We start from the raw sequence: 23,849 nt of genomic DNA, 5'->3' as shown, positions 1-23,849 counted from the left end.
CAGGAGAGAGGAGAACAGGAATGACGACAATGGAGAGCAAAGAGGGGATGCCACCCAAAAAAGGCGTGCGTCGCTTGCTGGAGATTGCGGATGAGAAGCGCGGATTGCTCGTCGTCTCGGCAATATTGTCTTCCTTGAGCGCAATATGCATGTTGGTGCCTTATGCATCTGTCTACTTCATTTTACGCGAACTGTTAACGCATGCAGCGTCTCCCGCTATGGCGGACGGGGCGTACATGATTCGGTGGGGAGTTATTGCACTTTTGGGACTCGTGGGAAGTCTGGTCATGATGTATGCGGGCGGGATGGTGTCTCATATCGCTGCGTTTCGCATTTTATACGGAATGCGGGTCAAATTGGCTTCGCATATCGGCCGTTTGCCGCTTGGTTGGCTCAACGGAACGTCTACCGGTGCAGTTAAAAAAACATTGGAGCAAAATGTGGAAAAGGTCGAGACGTTTGTCGCGCATCAGCTTCCGGATTTGGTGCATGTAGTCGTGACGACGGTGCTCATGATCGGCGTGATGTTTTACTTGAACGTCTGGCTGGCGCTGGCCTGCGTCGTGCCGATCATACTGGGACTGATTGTGCAGATCATTACGTTTTCCGGGACGAAAACAAAAGAAAATATCAAGAGGTACTACGATTCGCTAGAACGGATGAACGGATCTGCCGTCCAGTATGTACGCGGAATGCCTGCGATCAAGGTATTCGGGCAGACGGTTCATTCCTTCCGGCGCTTTTATGCAGATATGATCACCTATCGGGACTATTGCGTCAAGCATACGGATGATTTTCAAAACGGATTTTTGGTGTTCAAGGTGATCCTGAGTTCATTTGCGGCCTTCATACTCCCGGTAGGGGTGTTTATGCTGAGTCAAGACCCGCAAAATGTTGCGTTTGCGTCTGTTCTGCTCTTTTTTCTCGTAATGGCGCCAGGTGTATCTGCACCGATGTTTAAGCTCTTGTTTTTGACCTCTACCCTGCGTGACATTGGCGAGGGGGTGGAGCGCATGGATCGAATTTTGGCAGAGCAACCCGTTACCGAACCGCTTAGCTCCCAGCGTCCACAGAGCTTTGATGTCGCATTTGAAAACGTCTCTTTTTCTTATGCAGCAGAGGGAAGAACAGGAGGAGAGACACTATCTCGCATATCTTTTTTGGCGAAGCACGGGCAGGTGACAGCCCTGGTCGGACCGTCTGGTGCAGGGAAATCTACGGTAGCGAATCTCATTCCAAGATTTTGGGATGTTTCAGAGGGAGCGATTCGCATTGGCCAGGTAGATGTTCGGGAGCTGTCGAGCACCGATTTGATGAACACCGTAGCTTTCGTCTTTCAAGATACGTTTTTGTTTTACGACACGGTTTACAACAACATTGCCATTGGATTGCCAGAAGCAACGCCAGAGGCAGTCTATGCAGCGGCGAAGGCAGCCCAATGTCATGATTTTATTCAAAAGCTCCCGAAAGGCTACGACACCCTGATTGGGGAAGGGGGAGTCTACTTGTCCGGGGGAGAGGAGCAGCGTGTGGCGGTCGCACGGGCGATCCTGAAAAACGCACCGATTCTTGTCCTCGACGAGGCGACTGCCTTTGCTGATCCTGAAAATGAGTATGAGATGCAACTGGCTCTGGCAGAGCTGATGAAGGGCAAAACCGTCATTGTCATCGCGCATCGCCTGTCAACGATTCGGGATGCCGATCAAATTTTGGTGCTGGAAAAAGGGAAGCTGATCGAACAAGGCAGGCATCAATCATTGGTAGAGGCGAATGGGCTCTATGCCCGGATGTGGAACGCTTACACCGATGCGCAGGACTGGCAAATGGGCGAAGGAAAGGGGAGTGTGGACACAGATGAGTATGTTGAACAATATCACAGCAGGTAAACCAAGGGCGCTGATCAAACCCGTTATTTACACGACACTTGCCAACCTTGCGCAAATATTGCCGTTTGCCTTGCTCGTGGAGGCTGCCCGATTGATTTTTGAGCCGTTTGCCCAGCCGGGTGCCCCATTGAACATCGAGCGACTCTGGTGGGTATGCGGATGGATGGTAGTCTCGTTGCTCCTTTTGTTTCTATGCGAAATTCCAGCGTATCGTACTCAGTTTCGCGGTGCCTACAGCACGGCTGCAGAAGGACGAACCAAGCTCGCAGAGCATCTTCGCAAGTTGTCACTCGGTTACTTGAACAAAAGAGACCCAGGGGATTTGGCCAATATGATGATGGGAGACTTTACGATGGTGGAGCACGGGATTTCCCATCTCGTACCGCAAATGCTGGGGGCGATCATCATGCCTGTCATGGCGATCGTAGGTCTTTCTTTCGCAGATTGGCGCATGGCACTGGCCCTGTTTGCTGCATTTCCCATAGCGATTCTCTTGGTGCTGATGACATCAGGACTTCAACGCAGGCTCGGAGCAACGCATATGCGGGCCAAAATTGACGCCGCCAATCGTTTGCAGGAATATTTGAACGGCATTCGTGTCATCAAGGCGTACAATTTGACCGGCGAACGCTTTGTACGGCTGGAGCAATCCTTTCGCGAGTTCATGCGGCAGAGCATACGAATCGAAGGCTTGCTGGGACCGATTGTGCTCGCCGCCATTGCTTTTATCCGAGCTGGCCTCACACTCATGGTCATGGTCGGCGTGTATTTGCTCGTAGCAGGTAGCATAGACCTGATCACGTTTGTCATGTTCCTGCTGGTTGGTACACGTCTCTTTGATCCATTGACAGCTGCACTCGTCAACTATGCAGAATTCCGTTACCACGAGCAAGCGGGGGAGCGGATTGTCCAGTTACTGGCGGAGCCGATCATGACAGGCGAGCACCAACCGCCTTCGGAAAACGATGTGAAGCTCGAAGGCGTCTCTTTTGGCTACATCGAAAAGAACGTCCTGAACAACGTGAGCATGCACATGCCAGTCGGTTCATTTACAGCGTTGGTCGGGCCGTCCGGCAGTGGAAAAAGCACCGTGATGCGGCTGATTGCCAGATTTTATGACCCGTCGCAAGGCACTGTTCAGCTAGGCAATCAACCACTTGTCGACATGGACCCGGAGGCACTTCTCTCCCGAGTGTCGATGGTGTTCCAGGACGTGTATTTATTCCAGGACACGATTGCAAACAACATTCGCTTCGGAAAAAGGGATGCGACACAAGCTGAGGTCGAGGAGGCGGCCAAACAAGCGAGTTGCCATGATTTCATCATGAAGCTGCCCGATGGCTACGATACGCTCGTAGGAGAAGGGGGAAGCACGCTGTCAGGCGGGGAGAAACAGCGCATTTCCATTGCCCGAGCGATCTTGAAAAATGCGCCGATCATTCTCTTAGATGAAGCAACAGCCTCACTAGACCCGGAAAATGAGGCGCAAATTCAGAAAGCGATCGATACGCTTATCGAGGGAAGGACGGTTATTGCCATTGCTCATCGCCTGAAAACCATCCGAAATGCTGACAACATCTACGTGCTGGAAAATGGTACTGTCGTCGAACAGGGACAGCATGATGAGCTTGTGATGAAAAACGGCTTGTATGCACGACTGTGGAAGCTGCAGCAAACGACAGGCGGCTGGAGATTGTCTTCATAAATCAGTAACAAAACCCGCGAGGCAAGTTAGCCGAAGCGGGTTTTGTCATGGGCGCATTCTTCGTTCAGTTGTCAGCTTTTTTAGTCGCAGGGACGTGACGGAATAGCTTGGTCATGCACGCCCATGCGATGAGTGGGCCGATTCCGATACAAAGAATCAACCAGTTCAGCGTAAGCGGAGAGACGCTCAAGGAGGTTACCAGCAGAAAGATCAGAATCCCCACCAGCCGACCAACGTCCAGTGCGAACTCTCGCAACACGACATACTCGACCCGATTGCGTGCGCTCTCTTCGTTAGTGCCAATCAGATCAAAAATCGTGGAGAGCATGGGCACAGAGAACAGCGGATAAGCGATAGACACGGCGATCCCGAAAATAAGCAGTGTCGTAAAGCTCACCTGCCAAAAAAATACGAAGAGAATCCCCCACATGATGACAGAACCAGTGAGCATTCCCCACTTGCGATAGCGAGGAGAGAACCATTTGGCGATCAGGAAATAGCTCACAAGCCCGACGGCAGATGTAGTCAACCAGTAGTTACCGAGAGTCATCTCGCTTCTCGTGGAAATGTAGACGAGTAGACCGATCACAAAGCCGAATACGCCTTCACGCAGTCCTTGACCAGCTAAAGCGCCTGCTGCCCAACGCCACTCGGGCTCCTCACGCAAACAACGTAAGGAAAAGCTCCAGGAATACGTCCCTTCCGATTGGCGTTTTTTCAAAAAAAAGCTGATGAACACGCCGACGACAAATAGCGCAAGAGAGATCCCGAAAATAAGGGAGTAGCCGCTATTGCCCGGAAGTCGCGTAATGAGCAAGCCTGATATCCATGGCGCGAGCATACCGCCAATGGAAGCAAGCAAACCTGCCCAACTGTTGAAAAGGTCGCGGTTATCGGCATTCGTGATTTCGAAGTACACCACATTAAAAGAAAGCCAGAAAAATCCACTCGCCATACCCTGAACGAGCCCAAGTGGTACGGCATAAGAAACAGCTTTTGGACCCGCCAGAAGAACGAGCAAATAAAAAAGGGCAGAAACTGCCATTCCGGCACGCAAGACATTCATTTTGTTCAAACGCTTGACGTACCAGCCAGCAAGCCAGAAAGTAAGAGCACCCGCGAGATGGGCGGAAAAAGTAAACCAAGCGATCGGCGCAAATTGACTTTTTACCTTCCACAAATAGACGTTTACAAATGTGCCAGAAAGGGCGCCGGCGGCAATGAATACAGCGTTGACCAGGAGCAGCAGCTTGGCTTGATTGTCCAGACGCCCTGATGGCTTTTGCACAGAAGGCTCGTGGCGCGACATTTTCAGACCAGTGGACTCCTGAATTTGAAGGAAGGGTGGAAGGCGTTTTTTTGTTTTTTGTTGCATACGTTCCCTCCGCGCAAAAATAGGACATGAACATAACGTGCCCTACCGCTGCTGCTTTCAACAGGAAAGTGAGTAAACACCATGTTTTTCCAAACGAAAAGCGAAGATCGCAATTTTTTGAACGTTATTTCATTTCAGGGAGGAAAACGACTAGCAGCAAACAAATTAAGAGAGGATAGGCATACGAAAATACAGAAGCGAACAGAAAAGAGGTCACGAGATGGCGACAACCATTTTCAGGAATGGACGCATTTACACAGGAGATTCCAAGCATTTGTTCGTACAAGCCCTGGTCGTTCGGGATGGTATTGTCCATGACTTGGGCAGCGATGCGGACATGCTTCTTCAATACGGAGGCAGTGATGCAACGGTCATTGATTTGCAAGGATGTACCGCTACCCCGGGATTGATTGACAGCCACCTGCACTTGGGATGGCTCGGTCTCACCTTTTTGCAGCTGGATTTGAGCAAAGCTCGCTCCAAGGACGAGATGCTGCTTCTCTTGAAAGAAAAAGCGCAAGCCACACCAGAAAATACGTGGATACAGGGCTACGGCTGGGATGAGAATTTGTTCGCGGATGGTGGTGGCATTCCTACTATCGAAGAGCTTGATCAAGCTGCATCGCACTGCCCGATTCTTCTTGCACGAATATGTGGACATGCGAATTTGGTCAACAGCAAGGCATTGGCGCTATGTGGCTATCATCGTGACATGGAGGTGCCTGCGGGGGGAGTCATTGTACATGATCCTGTGAGCGGAAAGCCAACGGGTATGCTATTAGAAACTGCCTCCACCCTGATTACGAAGCATATTCCGAGACCTGACTATGATCAGTTGAAGCAAAGCCTGCGCAGCTCGATTCGCTATGCAATGGCGCATGGATTGACAGGGGCACATACGGAGGATTTGCGTGAATTGGGCGGACTTGCGCAAACATATCGGCTCTATGATGAGCTCATCAATGGCGAAGAGCTTGCGCTGCGTAGCAACCTGCTTGTCTTCTATCCGCATATGCATGAGCTGCGCGACTTAAACATGACGGCAGGTTACGGAAACACACATGTACAAATCGGTGCGGTTAAAATTTTTGCAGATGGGGCATTAGGACGCAGGACGGCTTACCTGTCAGCTCCGTACGCTGATGATCCGAGCACCAGTGGTTATCCCGTACATGAGCAAGACGAGCTAACAGAGCTGGTTCGACAAGCACGTGGACTCGGGATGCCCATTGCTGTACACACCATTGGCGACAAAGCACTGGAAATGGTGCTGGACAGTTTGGACCAGTTCCCGGCAGTCGCCTATCGGGACCGGCTCATACACACACAAATCTTGCGACCGGACCTGCTGGACCGTTTGAAGCATCCTCACCGGATCGCAGATATCCAACCGCGCTTTCTTGCAGGAGACTTTCCGTGGGTGATGGATCGCGTAGGGCAGGAGCGGATTCAACACTCGTACATCTGGAAAACGATGATGAACTACGGAATCATTTGCGCTGCGGGCTCGGATACACCAGTAGAACCAATCGATCCTCTGTTGGGGATACACGCAGCCGTCACGCGCAAAGCACCAGGGGAAACACATGATGGATACTTCCCGCAAGAAAAACTGACGATGGAGGAAGCGATTCATCTGTTTACATTGGGCAGTGCGCAGGTAACGAACGAAGATCATGTCAAAGGCACGCTGTCTCGTGGAAAATATGCGGATATGACCGTCTATTCCAAAGACCTGTTTACCATCGATCCAGACGAGCTGCTCTCGACAAAGGTCATGATGACCATCATTGGCGGAAAAGTTTGCTACACGTCTTGAAAAAGCAACGCCATCAGGACCGTGCATGATAAACTGCCATGTACCGCCCGGTTTTAGATACTAAGTAGTTTCGTCATGGATACACTCATTTTTTCAATCACAACCCATACGCAAAACCCGACTCAGGATAAGTGAGTCGGGTTTTTTGTCAGCTGCTTTCCGCGCAGCAAGCTCTTCACATTGATTTCCGCAATCAGCACACTGATTAAAACGAGACCTGCGCCTATGTACCCGCGAGCAGACAGTGTTTCGCCTGTGACCAAGAAGGCAAACATGGCAGCGAAGACTGGCTCCAAGGAAAAAATAACACCGGTGTGCGTGGCAGTCGTATATTTTTGGGCCACCGTTTGAACGACAAAGCCAATTGCACTGCACAATACGCTAAGAGCGAGCACGGCGATCCAAGCCTCTGTAGTCTGTGGCAATGTGGGAGTCTCCAACGCAAAAGTAAAAACAATGCCCAACAGTGCCGTAAAGCCAAGCTGGTAAATCCCCAACTGGATCGTATCCGATTGATTGGCCCATCGGCCTGTTACGGTAATATGTGTAGCGTAAAAGAGGGCACCTGCGATGCACAAAAGGTCTCCGTGGCTGATGCGAAATTCAGCGTTTAGTGTGAGCAGGCCGATACCGATCATGGCCAGTCCAGCGCCGACAAAGACTCTTTTTTCAGGACGGTTTCTCAAAAGAATAGATAAGAGCGGAACAAAGATAACGGTCAGGCTCACGAGAAAGCCTGCCTGGGAAGCTGTCGTTGATTTCACTCCGTTCGTGATGGTGGCAAAAACCCCGAAAAGGAGCGCACCGAGTACGAATGCATGGAGCAATGTTTTTCGATTCGTGCCACGCAAGCGTTTATGGAACAAGGCGGCTGCCAGTAGAAAAGCAATGCCAAAGCGGATGCCGATCAGATTGAAAGTCTCCAAATCCTTCAATCCCATTTGCATAAACACATACGACGTTCCCCAAAACAGGGTGACCAAAATCATAGCCAAATCGGCTTTCATTTGCGGTTTCATGATGGGATAAGCCTCCTTGCCCGGGAAAAAGCGGGTCCTAATCAGTGTTGCGCCATAAACAGTATACGAGTATCGTTTAAATAAGAAAAATGAATGTTTGTGATGATTTTCATGAATCGGATTCATGTAAAGGGGACGAAGAAGGGTGAGTTTGAACAAGTTAGAGGTAGTGATCACTGTTATTGAGTCGGGGAGCTTAACCAAAGCTGGCGAAATACTAGGTCTGACACAATCAGCGATCAGCCATGCGATTGCGAGTCTGGAGCGGGAATTTGGGTTTTCGCTTTTGACCAGAGGACGATCGGGCATTAGCCTCACGAGTAATGGGGAGCGACTGCTACCGTACATGCGTGAGACCTTGCGCTGTCATGAGCGGATGAAACAAGAGGTGTTTGCCATCAACGGGTTGGAGGTCGGGACGGTGAGGATTGGAACGTTCACGAGTGTTTCCACGCAATGGCTTCCCGGAATCCTCAAGCGGTTTCAAGACCAGTATCCAGCGATCGAGATTAAGCTGATGGAAGGGTATTACGATGGAATTGAGAGCTGGATTCAAACCGGAGAGATTGATTTCGGCTTCGTCTCCTTACCGACAACAGAGGATTTGGAATGTATTCCTTTAAAAAAGGATCAAATGTATTTGCTGGTGACAGAGGAACACCCGCTCTACGGAGAGGAGCGGGTGCATGTGAGCCGATTGGCCGAAGAGACATTTATCATGCCGAAGACGGGCTGTGACAATGATATACAGCGCTTGCTGGCCCAGTATCAGATCGAGCCGCGAATCAAATATGAAGTGGGAGATGATCACGCGATTATTGCCATGGTGCAAAATGGGCTCGGGATCAGCATTCTTCCGGAAATGATTTTGTTCCGTTTGCCTGCAAATATCCGGATGATCCCGCTTGAAGGGGAGCATTACCGTTCGCTGGGGGTGGCAGCAACTTCTTTTTCCAAGCAGTCACCGGCTGCCAAGAGCTTCTTGCAGTTTGTAACCGATTGGGTGAACGAGCAGCAAGCGTAATTCAGACAGATATATCGCCCCTGACTTCCTTCGCCAACGGCTGCTTTCGGACAAAGGGCAGGTACAACAAGAAAAACAAAGCGAGTGCTACTCCTTCCAACGAAACGATATACCACGGATACGGGCCCAAAAAGTCAATCAGACTGGGATTGTCCGGTTTGCGCGAGACAAATAAGTAATTTCCACCCGTCCATTGGTTGACGAAAAGTGCGACGAGCAAAAGCAGGTTTAAAAAGCCCATCGTCTTCCAAATCGAATGGACAGTCGGACGGTAGCCTTCTACCCACGTCATGTACAGGCAAGCAAGGACAATTCCCGCGTGGGCTACAAAAAAATGCACAAAGCGAAAATGCGGAAATGGATAAAACAACTCGGGGGTAAGCAATGCCTGCATGGCTCCGCCAATCCCGGCAAAAAACGTAATCTCATACAGCCCGTAGCTTCTCGTCATCAGCATCACGGTAGAAAGAAGGAGAGTCACGCTACACAACTGCAAGGGCAATGTGTAAGCAGCCGTCCAGCTCTCGGTATAAACATGCCAAAGCTGATAACAAATCTCTGACAAAAGCAAGACACCCGCAAGTACGTAACGTGTGGCGAGTCGATTTGTCGGGGCTTGGAGCTTTTGGCGAAATAAATAGGTGAGCACGACCAGACAGAGTACTAGGATCAAGGTGATAACGTGAGAAGTGGAAAACAGCCGAAACGGCTCCCCTGTCAGAAAAAGTGAAAAATAGGGTGAGGTCATGATGATCTCCTCTTTGTTTATTATTTTTTATATTTGAAAATTCACGAAATTTTAACAGATAGCTATTTGTCTGATATAAATCTTTGGTTATAATATAAATAGACTACGTTACATCATTGAGAGGAGTTATAGTCTTGAACTTAGTGCTCACGGAAAAACAATGCAAGTCTTGCCAGGTTCGCTTGACCGAGTATGAAATCGAGAACAATGGTGCGCTCTGCATGGAATGCTTCAAGGAAGAAAAAAGCGAGTAAAAGTAACAGCAAGGCATACGGCAACTGACTGTCTACTGCTATCTAATAATAGACCCTTTTAATCAGACCCTCTCGTTTCATAGAGAGGGTCTGATTTTTTTACAGGCCTTATTCCGGGAGCGGAATGATGAGTTCCATTCTTCGGCTGCCGTCTTTCATGCTTGTTTCAAACAAGATAAGTGTCAGTGTGCTGTTCGGCTCCGCTTTTTTCACTTTCAGTGTATGGGTAAAATCTCCCCAATCAGGAGCAGCGGTCGTAGCCTGCACGAAACCTTGCGTCAGCTCGTTATGTCCATCTTCTACGACATAATTGAGTACAGCTTCGAACACGCTTGCCTGTCCTTTGATTTCAAACGTGTCTTGGGCGGTTTTCTTCACAGTGACATTGCGGAAAATATCATTGGCATAGACAGTCTCTTGCTGAGCTGGTTGCTCCGTTGGTGGCTTCTCAGGAGTTGTAGGTGGTTGCGTGGTTGCGGGTGGCTCAGAACCAGGTTTCTCTGGCTCGGCCGCAACGGGTGGCTTCTGTTGTTCTGTTGGAGTGGAAGGGCTAGTTGTGCCACTCGTGCATCCTTGCAGCAAGCCAATCGTCAACAGCAGCAAAAGCAGTTTTTTCATGGTATCCCTCGATTCTGTCTGGTATGAAATGGTACCTACAAATAGTAAGACGTAAAAACAAATAATAGTGTTTCAGGTGGAACGGTCTTCCTGCGTCAAACTGTGGTAGAATGGAGAGGAAGTAGCAACCATTATCCTAGAAGGCTGGTCTGATAAGAATGGAACAACAGACGTTTCGAGTGGAAAAAGACTTTCTCGGCGAGAAGCAAATTCCAGTAAATGCTTATTATGGCGTGCAAACGATGCGAGCAACGGAAAACTTCCCAATCACCGGGTATCGTCTTCATTTTTCCCTCATCAATGCAATGGCAATGGTAAAGAAAGCAGCTGCGATGGCAAATATGGAAGTTTCCAGATTGAATCCGCGCTTAGGAAATGCGATTGTCGCTGCGGCGGAAGAAATCATGCAAGGAAAATGGCATGATCAATTTATCGTAGATCCGATCCAAGGTGGAGCAGGTACTTCGATCAATATGAATGCCAACGAAGTGATCGCGAACCGCGGTCTTGAAATGCTTGGTGAGAAAAAAGGGGATTATTTCCACCTAAGCCCAAATACACATGTCAACATGTCTCAGTCTACCAATGATGCTTTCCCGACAGCAATTCATATTGCAACACTCACCCTGTTGGAAAAGCTGCTCGTGACGATGGATAAGATGCATGATGCATTTGGCCAAAAAGCAAAAGAATTCGATGATGTCATAAAAATGGGTAGAACGCATTTGCAGGATGCGGTTCCGATTCGCTTGGGCCAAGAATTCGAAGCATACCGTCGAGTACTTGAGCGCGACATCAAGCGTATCAAGCAATCTCGTCAGCATTTGTACGAAGTGAATATGGGAGCGACTGCGGTAGGAACGGGTTTGAATGCTGACCCTCGTTACATTACAACAATAGTCAAGCATCTTGCGGATATCACAAGCTTTCCGCTGACAGGTGCAGAGCATCTCGTGGATGCTACACAAAACACAGATGCGTACACAGAAGTATCAGCAGCACTGAAAGTTTGCATGATGAATATGTCTAAAATCGCGAATGACTTGCGTTTGATGGCATCAGGACCTCGAGCTGGACTGGGAGAAATCTCCTTGCCAGCACGTCAGCCAGGCTCCTCGATCATGCCAGGAAAAGTCAATCCTGTCATGGCAGAGCTCATCAACCAAGTAGCGTTTCAGGTCATTGGAAATGATCATACGATTTGTTTGGCATCCGAGGCAGGTCAGCTAGAACTGAACGTTATGGAGCCTGTGCTTGTCTTCAATTTGTTGCAATCGATCAGCATTATGGACAATGCATTCGATGTCTTTACGCGTCACTGCTTGGAAGGAATCGAAGCAAATCGCGAGCGCATGAAAGAATACGTGGAAAAAAGCGTTGGCGTCATCACTGCGGTGAATCCTCATCTCGGGTATGAGACTGCTGCACGTATTGCCCGCGAAGCTATTTTGACAGGAAAGTCTGTACGTGAGCTGTGCTTGCAACACAATGTACTTACAGAAGAAGAACTGGATCTGATTCTTGATCCATTTGAAATGACTCATCCAGGTATTGCTGGAGCTTCCTTGCTGGATCGCGACTAAACCCAAAAACTCCCGCGCTTTGCACATGTAAAGCAGCGGGAGTTTTTGCTTGCAAAAGGAGGGGGTGCACTACTTTTTCGGAAGGTGATCCAAGCTCTTGAATTCATAGCCTTGCTTGCGTGCTTCATCGATCATCATCCCGAGAGCCTCTGCATTGTCTTTGGAGACAGAATGGAGCAGAATAACAGCGCCGGGATGCAATTGGGCCATCACGCTATCATAGGCATATTTTGCCCCACGTTGGACCTTGGTATCCCAATCCTTATAGGCGACCGACCAAAAGACATTGGTATAGCCCAAATCTTTGGTTACAGCAAGTGTCCGATCGCTGAAAATACCTCTAGGTGGTCGCAAGTAACGCATGTTAGCTTGTCCGGTCACTTGCTGGACCGCATCGCTTACTTTCGTCAGTTCGTCTTTGATTTTTTGATTCGATACAGTTGTCATATCGGGATGGCTCCAGGAATGGTTGCCGATCAGATGTCCCTCTTGTGCCATTCGCTTTATCAACTCGGGCTGTTCCTTCACAAAGTGCCCTGTCACAAAGAAAATGGCAGGGACTTTTTTCGCGACAAGTGTATCTAAAATCTTTGGCGTAAAGCCATTTTCATAACCGTTATCAAACGTCAAGAAAAGCTCTTTTTTCGTAGTATCCCCTAAAAAAACCGCACCGTGACGATCCACAATGCTTTTAAAGCCTTCCTCGTTGATAGAGGGTAACTGACCATTCTTGCTCTTTTTAAATCCAAAATGGTACGGGTGATCTGGTGAGGCCATAATCGAGTCAACTGGCAAGGCACTTGTAAGCAACAAACTAATCCCGATCAACAAGCTTTTGATCAATCGTCTTTTCAATAATGAGCTCTCCCTTCTGTAGCAAAGTCGTGATGTATTTAAGGTGATTCCCTCAAAAGTTTGTCCAGTCTACTTCCAAATATGTAAACGTACATCTGCAACAGCGGCTAGGTAGAAGCGCAAGTGAAGCGGTATTCCAAGTTGTGTAAAAATCTTCTTTGGGTAAGGCGACAACTGTCCATACAAGAAAAAGAAACTCGTCATATAGTATCAAAGTCGACAGAAAACTGTTGGCAAATGCTACCAAGTAATCATCTATAGCCAGGAGGTGTGGTTAACGTGGAAGAATGGTTGGAGCAATTACGTGAGGCCATCGGTGAAGGTGCAGAAGAATTAGAAGTAAAAATTGAATACGAAGATGGTACCACGAAAAAATTGTACTTCGGCAGTAATGAAGAAGATGAGGAAGATGAAGACGAAGAATCGGAAGACGAGGAATCCGAAGACGAGGAATCTGAAGACGAAGAATCTGAAGACGAAGAATCCGAATCCGAAGACGAAGACGAAGACGAAGATGAAGATGAAGACGAAGATGAAGACGAAGACGAAGATGACGACGACTAATCGTTTGTATTTGTTGAAAAAAGATACGCGTACATGCGTATCTTTTTTCTGTTGCATTCTGTAATATTAAACATATTTCATGAAGAGGATGGAACAGAAAATGAGCTTTCAAGTGAGTCATCAAACGATAAAAGAATGGTGCGGTCGCCTTTCTTATGAAAGAGGAAAGACTTTTTACCGTTCTGGGAACGTGCTTGTGGAGCATTTTCAACAGGAACCTGCCTGGATCAAAACGACAGTGAACGCAGGAAAAAATAATTATCAGGTCACTATTGAACTGGACGAGTCTGGTATGGCAGCAGTGTGCAGTTGTCCTACTTTAGCGTCGTACGATCACTACTGCCAACATATCGCAGCCTCGTTGTTAACCATGCGTGATCTGCAAGTAGACGAGCATCCTGGCAGCTATTCCACTTCCTCTGCAACGAGACAAGCAGGCATGACAACACAGTCTGATTCCCAACTAACAGAGGGACTGTTCGGCTTGTTCGTGGACCGGCCGATTCGGACAAGCCATAATCGCGTGTTGCTGGATTCACGAAAAACGCTTGACTTGGAAATCATATGTAAAATCGTACCGTACGGCTTTCGCAAGAGCATGATCGGAATAGAGCTGAAGCTAGGGCCAAAGAGGTTGTACATCGTAAAGGACATTCGTGCGTTTTTAGACCGGGTGGATAAGCAGCAAGTGTATCGTTTTTCTAGCCAATTTACCTATGATCCGAATTTGAATCGTTTTTTGCCAGAACATGAAGCCATCCTCCGTGAACTCCTGCAAATTTACCGTACGGAAAAAATATATCGAGAGACAGCCAGCTACCAGTATCAGGAACAGAAGCATGTAGGTGGGGAACGGGTTCTTCTTGTTCCACCCTTTACCTGGGAGCGATTATTTGCTTTGCTACTTATCGCACCGTCTGTTCACATTCAGCATCATGACCAAATGTATCCAACGTTTGCATGTATCGATGAGCCGCCGCCACTCCACTTCGAATTCGACCAGACAAAAACCGATCAATATCAGCTGGAAGTCCAAGGATTCAAGCAAATCACTGTCTTGGAAGCTTACGGATTGTTGCTCGTAGATGGCAAATGGCACAGACTGCCAAAGGAACAATGCCACAGTTTGGCAGAGCTGAAGCACTTGTTAGAATCTCATAGCAGTGAGCGGATTCACATTCCTACGGAAAAAATAGAGTCATTCATGGTGCAGATTGTTCCGGCCTTGATGAAACTGGGGAACGTGCAAATTGCAAAGGCCGTCTCGGAACGAGTCGTGCAATTCCAGTTAAAAGCCAAGCTGTATTTGGACAGGGTAAGAGACCGGCTGCTGGCGGGACTTGAGTTTCAATACGGCGATATCATCATCAATCCGTTGGAAGGCAATGAAGGGGGAGGGCAACGTGGCAGTGAGCTGATTTTGATGCGTGACGGGGAGAAGGAGCGACAGATTTTAGAGCTGATGGAGGAAAGTGCCTTTACCCGCACGGAAGGAGGGTATTTTCTCGATGACGAGGAAGCTGAGTACGACTTCCTTTACCACGTCGTCCCTAAGCTGGAAAAACTGTTAAAGGTATACGCGACAACTTCCGTAAAAATCAGGATTCAGCCTCTCCACTTACCACCTAAAGTAAAAGTGGATGTCGATGAGCGAACAAATTGGCTGGATTTTCGCTTTGATATGGATGGGATACCCGAGTCCGAGATCCGAGGTGTGATCCAATCGGTAGAAGAAAAGCGCAGATATCATCGGCTGTCGAATGGAGCGCTTCTGCCGCTTGAGACAAAGGAATTTGAGCAAATCAATCGTTTCCTGGACGAGATGGGCATGCAATATGCTGAGCAAATGGGAAGTGGTTTTCAACTGCCTGCTTTTCGCGGACTGCGCTTGCTTGATATACCTATGCAGGGACAGTCTGTTCAGCTAGGCAAATCATTGCGCCAGTTTTTGGAGAATATGCGTAACCCTGATAATCTGGACTTTCCAGAACCCGAATCTTTGCAAGCGACACTTCGAGATTATCAGAAGTTTGGCTATCAATGGATGAAAACACTGGCACACTACGGCTTTGGGGGAATTCTTGCAGACGATATGGGCCTGGGGAAGACATTGCAAAGTATTACTTTTCTTCTCTCTGTTCTGCCTGAAATCCGAGAACAAAAGCTCCCAGCGATTATCGTGGCTCCTGCCTCTCTTTTATACAATTGGCACAATGAAATCAAAAAGTTCGCGCCAAATATCCGTAGCGTTATTGTGGATGGTACGAAGGAAGAGCGAAATCAAATCGTAAACGAGCTGTCAGAAATCGATGTGCTCATTACTTCGTATCCGCTCTTGCGTCGTGATCATGCCCAGTTCGAGGAGCATTCCTTCCACACCTTGATCTTGGATGAAGCGCAAACCTTCAAAAACTATGTGACTCAAACAGCCCAGACAGTAAAACGAATAAAAGCCAAGCATCGCTTTGCTCTTACGGGAACACCTGTGGAAAACAGGGTAGAAGAGCTGTGGTCCATCTACGATGCTGTTTTCCCTGAGCTTTTTCCGGCACGAAAGGAATTCCTCGACTTGCCGCGAGATACGATTGCGAAGCGGACGCGTCCATTTTTATTGCGCAGGCTCAAAACTGAGGTACTGAAGGAATTGCCGGCCAAAATTGAAACACTGCAAAGCGCAAGACTGTTGCCAGAACAGAAAAAGCTGTATGTCGCCTACTTGGCGCAGCTCCAACAGGAAACAGTGAAGCACCTGTACAATAAAGGTTTTCAAAAAAATCGGATCAAAATTCTCGCAGGCTTGACGAGACTGCGCCAAATATGTTGTCATCCAGCGCTGTTCATCAAAGAGTATGACGGAGGGTCAGCCAAGCTCGAACAGCTATTCGAGATTATCGGTGAATGTAAAAACGCAGGGAAGCGCGTTTTGCTCTTTTCTCAATTTACGGAGATGCTAGGGATAATCGGACGCGAGCTGGGGTATCACGGTGTCCCGTTTTTCTATCTGGATGGGCAGACGCCAGTGGCAGAGAGACTAGAATTGTGCAACCGATTTAACGAGGGAGAACGGGATTTGTTTCTCATGTCTTTGAAAGCTGGGGGAACAGGATTAAATGTGACGGGTGCGGACACCGTAATCTTGTATGATCTGTGGTGGAATCCCGCTGTGGAACAACAGGCAGCTGATCGTGCTCATCGTATCGGACAAAAGAATGTCGTCCAAGTGATCAGGCTTGTTGCAGAGGGAACGGTCGAAGAGAAAATGTACGAGCTGCAACAAAAAAAGAAAAACTTGATCGAGGAAATCATTACACCGGGGCAAGAGGCAATCTCAGCTTTAACTGAGCAAGAAATACGCGAATTGCTGATGATTTAACACGAACAGCTTGACTATCGCTACCATGCGAAGGGTCAAGCTGTTTTTTTGCGAGACTTTATCCCTGTGCGAATAACGAATTGGCAGACTCCCAATGATATTTGTCCGGTTCGAGATAAGGATATAGCGAATAGCTTATGGAGAAGGACGAAGGCATCACCACAGGAGTGTGGGGGGAATGGAATGGAACAATATGTGATTAAGCCATGGGATACCCGAGAAGGGAATGTGGAAACGCCGGCTAACTGGGATATGACAGTGCCACCGGAAGTAGATGCGATCGCAGAACAAGTGATCAAAGAGTATGACATGTCGGTGAAGAGTCGTACGCTCATTACTTCCAAGCCAGACAAAGGCGGGGCTATTTGGCGCATTGAGACAGATAAAGGTCCGCGCAGCCTAAAGGTACTGCACCGTACGCCTGAACGCAGTCTCTATAGTGTGGCTTTCCAAGAATACGTCGTCAAACAGGGGGCAAGGGTACCAGCACTGATTCCTGCCCGAAATGGCAGTCTATATGTGGAAAAGGGTGGGAAACTCTGGATTGTTACCGATTGGATTGCCTTGCAACCGGCAACAAAAGTAGATTTGATAGGCGCGCAAGAGCTTTGCTACGGTCTTGGTGAATTCCATCGTCATTCGAAAGGCTATGTTCCGCCCGCAGGAGCCAAAAACTCTTCCCGTTTATATCGTTGGCCCAATCATTATCAAAAGATTGCCAAAAAAATCGGGTGGATGCGGGAAGTAGCAAAAGCCTACAGTGAAACACCAGCAAGTAAATCCATTTTGGCCGTCGTCGATCACTATGAACAGCAAGCATGGGCAGCCTTAGAGAAACTAAAAGCATCTGCCTATCCGAAAATGATCAAAACGGGAGAGGCACACTGGGGATTAGTGCACCAAGATTATGGCTGGTCAAATGGTCAAAATGGTCCGGGAGGGCTTTGGGTCATCGACCTGGATGGCGTGTCGTACGATTTGCCGTTTCGGGATTTGCGCAAGCTCATCACCAGTACGATGGATGATATGGGCGTCTGGGATGTAACCTGGATGCGCGGCATGATCGAAGCCTATCATAAGGCAAATCCACTGGATCGCGAATCGTTTGAAGTGCTCTTAAATGACATGGCAGTGCCAAACGAATTTTATAAGCACCTCAAAGAGATGTTTTATGATCCCGAAATCTTTCTGTCGACGGAAGCGGAAGGCATTCTGCAGCGAGTGTTGACGGGGGATAAAACGAAAGATGCGGCATTGGCAGAGCTCGCAAAAGACATCAGCAAATACGAACCGGGCAACTATGACCAAATAACGGAAGTAGTTGAACCGCAAAGGCTGGCGTCGGGTATCAAGGAATTCATCCCTGTTGCGGTATCCACTCCACCGACAGAGTCTTTGGTCGAGGCGCCGAAAGACAAAGAGTCCAAGAGCAAGGTGTCCAAGGTAAAAGAGTCCAAGTTAAAAGTGTCTAAGGTGAAGGGATCCAAAGACAAAGAGTCCAAAGTCAAGGAGCCTGCAAGCGATAAAACGCCAGTTATACCGGAAGAAAGCCAGCGAGAAGCGGCAGAGGCAGAACAAAGCACTACTCGCAGAACTCGAATCTCATTCTCGGGAAATGTTCCTTTTACGCCATCAGCGCCACTCGCTACAAGCGAAGCACGAAACCTCGTTCGTCGAAACAAAAAACGGGGGATGAGCTCAGCTGTCTCAAAAAGCAGCAGCAATAAGTCAAGCAAGCCTCAAAGGAGAGTAAAGGTCTCTATCAATGTAAAGGCCAAATCACCACAAGCAAAACCCGCAAGTCAAGGGAAAAACAAAAAAGGAACTTTGTGGACGTCTAAAGAGCAGTCCCGGACCGTCACTTCCAACAGGAGCAAAAAGGTTGCCAAGGCGGCGAAACCAAGCCGTAAATTCATCAACAATCAGATGAAGAAGCAGCGTCAAAAATCAAAGAAGACGAGAGGCAACTAATGTAAGAAGGCGGAACGGGAAAGGAGAATACGGATGAAAGTTATCATGGTCTGTACAGAAAAATTGCCAGTTCCTCCTATACGAGGGGGAGCGATTCAGACATATATTGCAGGGATTGCAGATATTCTAGGGAGGCATCACGAGCTGACTATCCTGGGAACGTCGGATCCCACGCTACCGAAGGATGAAAATGTTCGCAATGTGCGTTATGTGCGAGTAGATGGTCAAGGTGTTTTCGAGATCTATGCACGCGAAGTAGCCGCTTTCCTGAGTGCGAACAACTATGATGTCATCCATGTTTTTAACCGACCGCGGATGGTTCCCATCATTCGTGAAGTATGCCCGAACGCACGTATCATTCTAAGTATGCACAATGATATGTTTGATCCGGTAAAGATAGGGCAGGCAGAAGCTGCTAGAGCCGTTGCTGAAACGGAGAGTATCATCACCATCAGTGATTATGTCGGCCGGGTCATTGCCTCGTTGCATCCAGAAGCCGCAAATAAGGTTCGCACGATTTATTCAGGTGTGAACTTGGAAACATTCGTTCCGGTGGCAGGATCCAATACGGCGCAAAAGATTCGTCAGGAATTGCGGGCGACGCATAATCTTGGCAACAAACAAGTGATTTTGTTTGTAGGACGATTGACGCCGAAAAAAGGAGCCGACATTCTGGTTCGTGCGATGAATGAACTCCGCTCCTACCATTCCAACATCGCTCTCGTCTTGGTTGGAGGGTCCTGGTACGGTGAAAATAAAATCAGTGACTATGCAGCATATGTACGCTCATTAGCGAATCGTTCGCCTGTTCCGGTTATTACTACGGGATTTGTTCCGGCAGATCAGATTCACCACTGGTTCTGGGCGGGAGACGTTTTTGTCTGTCCTTCGCAATGGGAGGAACCACTGGCACGTGTCCATTATGAAGCGATGGCTGCCGGTCTGCCTTTTGTCACGACAAAACGGGGTGGAAATGCTGAGGTGATCATCGGAGGCAATGGACTGTTGGTCGAGCAGCCGGAGGACCCTCAAGCGTTTGCTGTACAACTGAAACAACTATTGTCCAGCCGCGATCTCCAACGTCAAATGGGGAGAAGTGGACGTCAGCTTGCCGAACAAAGATTTACATGGGATCGAGTCGCAAGAGAAGTGCTAGACGTATGGAATAACAGTGGTAGGTAAAACCCAAAAGTGAATGCTATCAGCCCACTTCCCGCAAAAGAGATCGGAGAAGTGGGCGTTTATTCATACCTTCGAGACAAAAGAGTCATGCAATGTCCTGCTAGAGTGGACAGGCCTGTCTGAACAAAAGGGCTTGTCCCACATACATATTGCACGAAATGGGGGGAGATGCGGGGAATCTACTACGCACAGACTCCCCGCATCTTTAGGCAAACCTAAAGCCTCGCAGAATATCAGCTTTTTCAATAAGGTTCTGCATTTGGAATAATCGCGACGATGTGGGTGATAGGAATCAGGATAGAGGCTCCGTTTGTACGTGAGGAGGTTAAGGTCTGTAATTCAATGATTCCTTCATCCACTCTAAGAAGCTTGCCGACTCGGTAAGAACGACTCTCAGGTCCCCAATCCGTCGTCAGTAAGACCTCCACAAGTTGATCGTTTCTCAGGCATTTGCTGAGCTCTTGACGAAGCCCTTCTATACATGCTTGATCCGCTGATTCTTCCGCTTCGACATCTACCTTCACTAATGGTGCCGGGATGACGATTGGCTTCGGAGCTTCCACTTGTACATAAGGTGCCTCTACTTGTACAACAGGCGGTTCTACATGTACAACGGGTGCTTCTACTTGTATAACAGGCGGTTCTACATGTATAACGGGTGCTTCTACTTGTACAACAGGCGGTTCTACATGTATAACGGGTGCTTCTACTTGTACAACAGGTGCTTCTACATGTACATCAGGGGCTTCTACTTGTGGAAAGGGGGTGGTCACATTCACTCGAGGTGCGCGAACATGGATACGCACAAAACGGCGTAATTGCCTGAGCAGACTTTTGGATTTGCGTCTGGTAGATCGCTTCTTGCAGCGGGCTTGCTTTGCTTTTAGCTTCTTTTTTCTCAATGCTTTCAAAGTCAATACCCTCCTTCCTATACATGCAATATCATATTCAGCAGGGGGGCGACCGCATTGGACTAACACCTGATTTGACAAAATCAGGCAGGAAAACATTAGCAAAATTAGATGATTTTTTTAAAAAAATAGGAAAATCGTGTATACTTATCAGGTAATCTCAAAAAGAAAGATGGAGGTTTCTCATGAATCGTACGCCGATTGCCCCCATGGGAGTGGGGAAGCTGTTGGACAAGAGCTTTTCTGTGTATCGCCAGCATTTTGGAGCATTCTTTTTGTTGGCTTTAATTTGGTTCGGTCCATTGTTACTCCTGCAGCAACTGCTTCTGGTTGACCTTACCAGAGTGCCTTTGCTCGCACAAGATACAGAAGGTATGGACTTTGCAGAATCGTTAGGCGCAAGATTTGCCGGACAAGAAGAATTTATGACACAAAGCCTGCCTATGCTGCTCATATTCATATTTCTTGTCGCACCAATCCTTTTGATCATCGCCTACCCGCAAATGATTTCCGGTTCGATTTTACTGACGAAGGCTGCACTCGAGGGAGAGACCTTGAGCTTAAAAGATGCCTTGAAGGGGGCACTTCGTCGATTTTGGCCGCTCGCGGGCAGTACTTTCCTATATGGAGTAATCGCGTTTGCAGTGTCGACAGCATTTGTCATCGTATATGGATTGATTTTCGTTGTGATCGCCTTCGCCGGTGGAATGACATTGGAAACCATGTTTGATCCATCAGATGAAGGCAGCATTGTGCTTATGATCGTTTTGGTTTTATTTGGCTATTTATTTTTAATTGCTGGGATGATGCTCGTACCGGGCTTTTTCTTAATTCGTTGGGGTTTTTATATGCCGCTCGTTCTGTTCGAACGTGATGGTGTCGGAATCGGCCAGAGCTGGAATTTGACAAAAGGAAACTTTTGGCGTTTATTCGGTATTTTTGTTGTTCTCAGTGTGATCTACTCGATGTTCTCAAGCGGCATGCAATTAGCACTCACTAGCGTATTAGGTACATCTATCCTCGCGCAAATTATTCTGGTTGCACTTACCTGCCTCTTGAGCCCTTGGATGGCCATTGTTTACGCTTTGGCTTACTTTGATCTGCGCGTGAGAAAAGACGGGACAGATTTACAAGAGCTAGTAAGCCGTCAGCTTGCCACATCTGCACCAGTAGAACCAACAACTCCTACCCCTGCACAAGAGCCGGGAGTTACACATGATTAGCACGAGTCCTTGGGTAGATGACAAGGAGCATTTACAAGAGATTCTAGCCAGAGACGAGTTCAATTTGCCCCAAGGCAGTGGAGAGAACTGGATTCAAAGAGCGATGGAGTTTGTGATCGAGTTGATCGCCGATCTTTTTGAGTGGACCAGTATTCCATCTGGTGCGGCTAATACCGTATCTACACTCGTGCTCATTATGGCAGTACTGGGACTGGTCGGCATCATTTACTGGTTGTTCCGCAGAATGATTTGGGTACAGAAGAAGCATCGACCTCTGTTTATGGAAGGTGAAAAAATACGTTCTCATGCAGACTATTTGCGTGATGCGAAAGAAAAAGCAGCGCGAGGAGAATGGCGGGAAGGAGAACGCTCGTTATTTTTGGCGTTGTTGGTTTATTTGCAAATGAAATCATGGGTTCGTGTGGAGAAATGGAAAACGAATTGGGAATACGCAGAAGAAATTGAGGCAAATCAACCGAGCTTACGCGATGTGTTCGGCAGCTTCGCACGAGAATTCGACGCTGTTTGGTACGGGCAAGCACTTGTTGATGAAGCGTCGTTCTGGCAGCGTGTAAACGAACTGGAAGGCATCTGGCGCGAGGAGGGACAGCATGGATAGTTTGCGCACCTATCGTGTCGGAATTGTTGTGGCTACCTTGCTGCTCGTCATCGTGGGCTGGTTGATTGTCAAGCCTACAGCTGAGCCTCTTCCACCGTACTTGGCTTCTTCTGCACAGCCGAGCGGAATCAAGGCTGTGCTCGTATTACTGGAGGAAAAAGGCAAGCAGGTAAAGGAATGGCGGCAGCCTATGCGTTTTTTACCAACAGCAACTGGGCAGGCCATGCTCGTAGTAGAGCCGGAAAGACTGATGCCAGAGGAACAAATAGACATTCTGGATTGGGTCAGTGAAGGCAATGACCTGATTCTCTTTCACTCGAGACCAGAGTGGGAAGACCTTCCCTTTTATACGGAGTACATCCGGGATAAAGAAAATCAGGAGCGAAATATTCAGGGACCTCTCGTTCAGGGTAGGTTCATGGGCAAAGCAGAGACCTCATTTAGATTTTTAGAAGATGACGACATGGAGCCACTTCTCTACGACGATCAGGGGATACTCGGAGGAAGAACAGAAGTGGGAGATGGCAGTGTCACGTTTTTTCTCGTACCGGAATGGCTAACCAATCAAAAAATTGATCGACTGTCCCACTTTGAAGCGATCTGGCCGTACGTACAAGGAGATTGGTCGGTCCTTTGGGTAGACGAATACCATCACGGCTTGCAGGAAAAACCAGGTTTTTTGGCGATCTACCCGGGGTGGCTCATAGCTGCCTGCATACAACTCGGTATCCTGCTGTTGCTGTATGTGTGGTGGAGAGGAAAACGTTTCGGACCGGTCTATACGCTTAGGGAATGGACGGTGCGACGTGGTGATGAGACGTTGCTCGCCGTGGCTAGCTGGTATGAGCGAAGAGGGCTGGCACAGGATGCGTTACGACATCGAGAGGCTTACATGCGACAGCTGTTGTACGATCGGTGGGGAGTGCACCAACGGGCTGATCGTGTGGAAATTGTGCGATATGCCAAAACAAGATGGACAAATCAAGAGGTAGAGAAATTCGCTCATCTATTGGAACGACTTGAACAGGCAAAAAACGAAGGGCGATACTCGCCGAAGAGCTTGCTTGCAGACAGTCTTTTGTTGGATGAGATTACGAAGCGTCTGGAGAAGGAGTGACAA

General features: G+C 48.2%; 18 protein-coding genes. 12 read left to right on the top strand and 6 right to left on the bottom strand.

Annotation, left to right across the window (positions count from 1 at the left end):
• The first annotated feature begins 47 nt into the window (after positions 1 to 47).
• Positions 48 to 1,886, top strand: coding sequence for an ABC transporter ATP-binding protein (locus PMI05_RS25810; RefSeq protein ID WP_039961407.1), 1,839 nt, complete (start codon positions 48 to 50; stop codon positions 1,884 to 1,886).
• Positions 1,855 to 3,591: an ABC transporter ATP-binding protein gene (locus PMI05_RS25805; RefSeq protein WP_007728321.1), complete on the top strand. Its 1,737-nt coding sequence runs from the start codon at positions 1,855 to 1,857 to the stop codon at positions 3,589 to 3,591. Before PMI05_RS25810 ends, PMI05_RS25805 begins: the two co-directional genes overlap by 32 nt.
• Positions 3,592 to 3,655: 64 nt before the next feature.
• Here the strand turns inward: PMI05_RS25805 and PMI05_RS25800 are convergent, their stop codons facing one another.
• Positions 3,656 to 4,966 carry an MFS transporter gene (locus tag PMI05_RS25800; protein WP_007728319.1) on the bottom strand — a complete coding sequence of 437 codons (1,311 nt, stop codon included), beginning with the start codon at positions 4,964 to 4,966 and terminating at the stop codon, positions 3,656 to 3,658.
• A gap of 220 nt (positions 4,967 to 5,186) precedes the next feature.
• On the opposite strand from PMI05_RS25800, the gene PMI05_RS25795 reads away from it, so the two are divergent.
• Entirely contained in the window at positions 5,187 to 6,785 is a 1,599-nt protein-coding gene (locus PMI05_RS25795; protein WP_007728310.1) for an amidohydrolase, read from the top strand.
• A gap of 122 nt (positions 6,786 to 6,907) precedes the next feature.
• Here the strand turns inward: PMI05_RS25795 and PMI05_RS25790 are convergent, their stop codons facing one another.
• Entirely contained in the window at positions 6,908 to 7,804 is an 897-nt protein-coding gene (locus tag PMI05_RS25790) for a DMT family transporter (RefSeq protein WP_007728308.1), read from the bottom strand.
• A 145-nt stretch (positions 7,805 to 7,949) separates the two neighbouring features.
• Between PMI05_RS25790 and PMI05_RS25785 the strand changes: the two genes are divergently transcribed.
• Positions 7,950 to 8,828, top strand: coding sequence for a LysR family transcriptional regulator (locus tag PMI05_RS25785; protein ID WP_039961387.1), 879 nt, complete (start codon positions 7,950 to 7,952; stop codon positions 8,826 to 8,828).
• A 1-nt stretch (position 8,829) separates the two neighbouring features.
• Here PMI05_RS25785 and PMI05_RS25780 read toward each other — a convergent pair whose 3' ends face one another.
• A complete protein-coding gene (locus PMI05_RS25780) occupies positions 8,830 to 9,576 on the bottom strand; it encodes a TIGR02206 family membrane protein (protein ID WP_007728306.1) in 747 nt (248 codons plus the stop codon).
• A 362-nt stretch (positions 9,577 to 9,938) separates the two neighbouring features.
• Positions 9,939 to 10,448: a Gmad2 immunoglobulin-like domain-containing protein gene (locus tag PMI05_RS25775; protein WP_007728305.1), complete on the bottom strand. Its 510-nt coding sequence runs from the start codon at positions 10,446 to 10,448 to the stop codon at positions 9,939 to 9,941.
• Positions 10,449 to 10,606: 158 nt separating this feature from the next.
• On the opposite strand from PMI05_RS25775, the gene aspA reads away from it, so the two are divergent.
• Positions 10,607 to 12,031: an aspartate ammonia-lyase gene (gene aspA, locus PMI05_RS25770; protein ID WP_007728303.1), complete on the top strand. Its 1,425-nt coding sequence runs from the start codon at positions 10,607 to 10,609 to the stop codon at positions 12,029 to 12,031.
• A gap of 69 nt (positions 12,032 to 12,100) precedes the next feature.
• On the opposite strand, the gene pdaA is transcribed toward aspA, so the two are convergent.
• Positions 12,101 to 12,886 carry a delta-lactam-biosynthetic de-N-acetylase gene (gene pdaA, locus PMI05_RS25765; protein ID WP_007728302.1) on the bottom strand — a complete coding sequence of 262 codons (786 nt, stop codon included), beginning with the start codon at positions 12,884 to 12,886 and terminating at the stop codon, positions 12,101 to 12,103.
• Positions 12,887 to 13,165: 279 nt separating this feature from the next.
• On the opposite strand from pdaA, the gene PMI05_RS30905 reads away from it, so the two are divergent.
• From PMI05_RS30905 to PMI05_RS25745, 4 genes are all read left to right on the top strand, one after another.
• On the top strand, positions 13,166 to 13,450 hold the full coding sequence (locus PMI05_RS30905; RefSeq protein ID WP_007728300.1) for a hypothetical protein: 285 nt from the start codon (positions 13,166 to 13,168) through the stop codon (positions 13,448 to 13,450).
• A 100-nt stretch (positions 13,451 to 13,550) separates the two neighbouring features.
• On the top strand, positions 13,551 to 16,823 hold the full coding sequence (locus tag PMI05_RS25755) for a DEAD/DEAH box helicase (protein WP_007728296.1): 3,273 nt from the start codon (positions 13,551 to 13,553) through the stop codon (positions 16,821 to 16,823).
• Positions 16,824 to 17,006: 183 nt separating this feature from the next.
• Positions 17,007 to 18,794 (top strand): CotS family spore coat protein, encoded by a 1,788-nt coding sequence (locus PMI05_RS25750; protein WP_007728294.1) that lies wholly within the window; start codon positions 17,007 to 17,009, stop codon positions 18,792 to 18,794.
• A 33-nt stretch (positions 18,795 to 18,827) separates the two neighbouring features.
• The gene (locus PMI05_RS25745) at positions 18,828 to 19,976 is read left to right on the top strand and encodes a glycosyltransferase family 4 protein (protein WP_007728292.1); all 1,149 of its coding nucleotides are present in this window, start codon (positions 18,828 to 18,830) and stop codon (positions 19,974 to 19,976) included.
• Positions 19,977 to 20,218: 242 nt separating this feature from the next.
• On the opposite strand, the gene PMI05_RS25740 is transcribed toward PMI05_RS25745, so the two are convergent.
• Entirely contained in the window at positions 20,219 to 20,887 is a 669-nt protein-coding gene (locus PMI05_RS25740) for a hypothetical protein (protein WP_007728290.1), read from the bottom strand.
• Between the two features lie 185 nt (positions 20,888 to 21,072).
• On the opposite strand from PMI05_RS25740, the gene PMI05_RS25735 reads away from it, so the two are divergent.
• The 3 genes from PMI05_RS25735 to PMI05_RS25725 are packed head-to-tail and all read left to right on the top strand — an operon-like array spanning position 21,073 to position 23,846.
• Complete coding sequence (locus tag PMI05_RS25735; RefSeq protein WP_007728289.1) at positions 21,073 to 22,110, top strand: hypothetical protein; 1,038 nt, start codon at positions 21,073 to 21,075, stop codon at positions 22,108 to 22,110.
• Entirely contained in the window at positions 22,103 to 22,729 is a 627-nt protein-coding gene (locus tag PMI05_RS25730; RefSeq protein WP_007728288.1) for a DUF4129 domain-containing protein, read from the top strand. The genes PMI05_RS25735 and PMI05_RS25730 overlap by 8 nt, the downstream gene beginning before the upstream one ends.
• A complete protein-coding gene (locus PMI05_RS25725) occupies positions 22,722 to 23,846 on the top strand; it encodes a DUF4350 domain-containing protein (RefSeq protein WP_007728287.1) in 1,125 nt (374 codons plus the stop codon). The genes PMI05_RS25730 and PMI05_RS25725 overlap by 8 nt, the downstream gene beginning before the upstream one ends.
• The last annotated feature ends 3 nt before the right edge of the window (positions 23,847 to 23,849 follow it).

The organism is Brevibacillus sp. BC25 (genome assembly GCF_000282075.1).
Classification (GTDB): domain Bacteria; phylum Bacillota; class Bacilli; order Brevibacillales; family Brevibacillaceae; genus Brevibacillus.
Note: the sequence above shows the minus strand (reverse complement) of the source record. Positions and strands in the feature narration are given on the sequence as shown.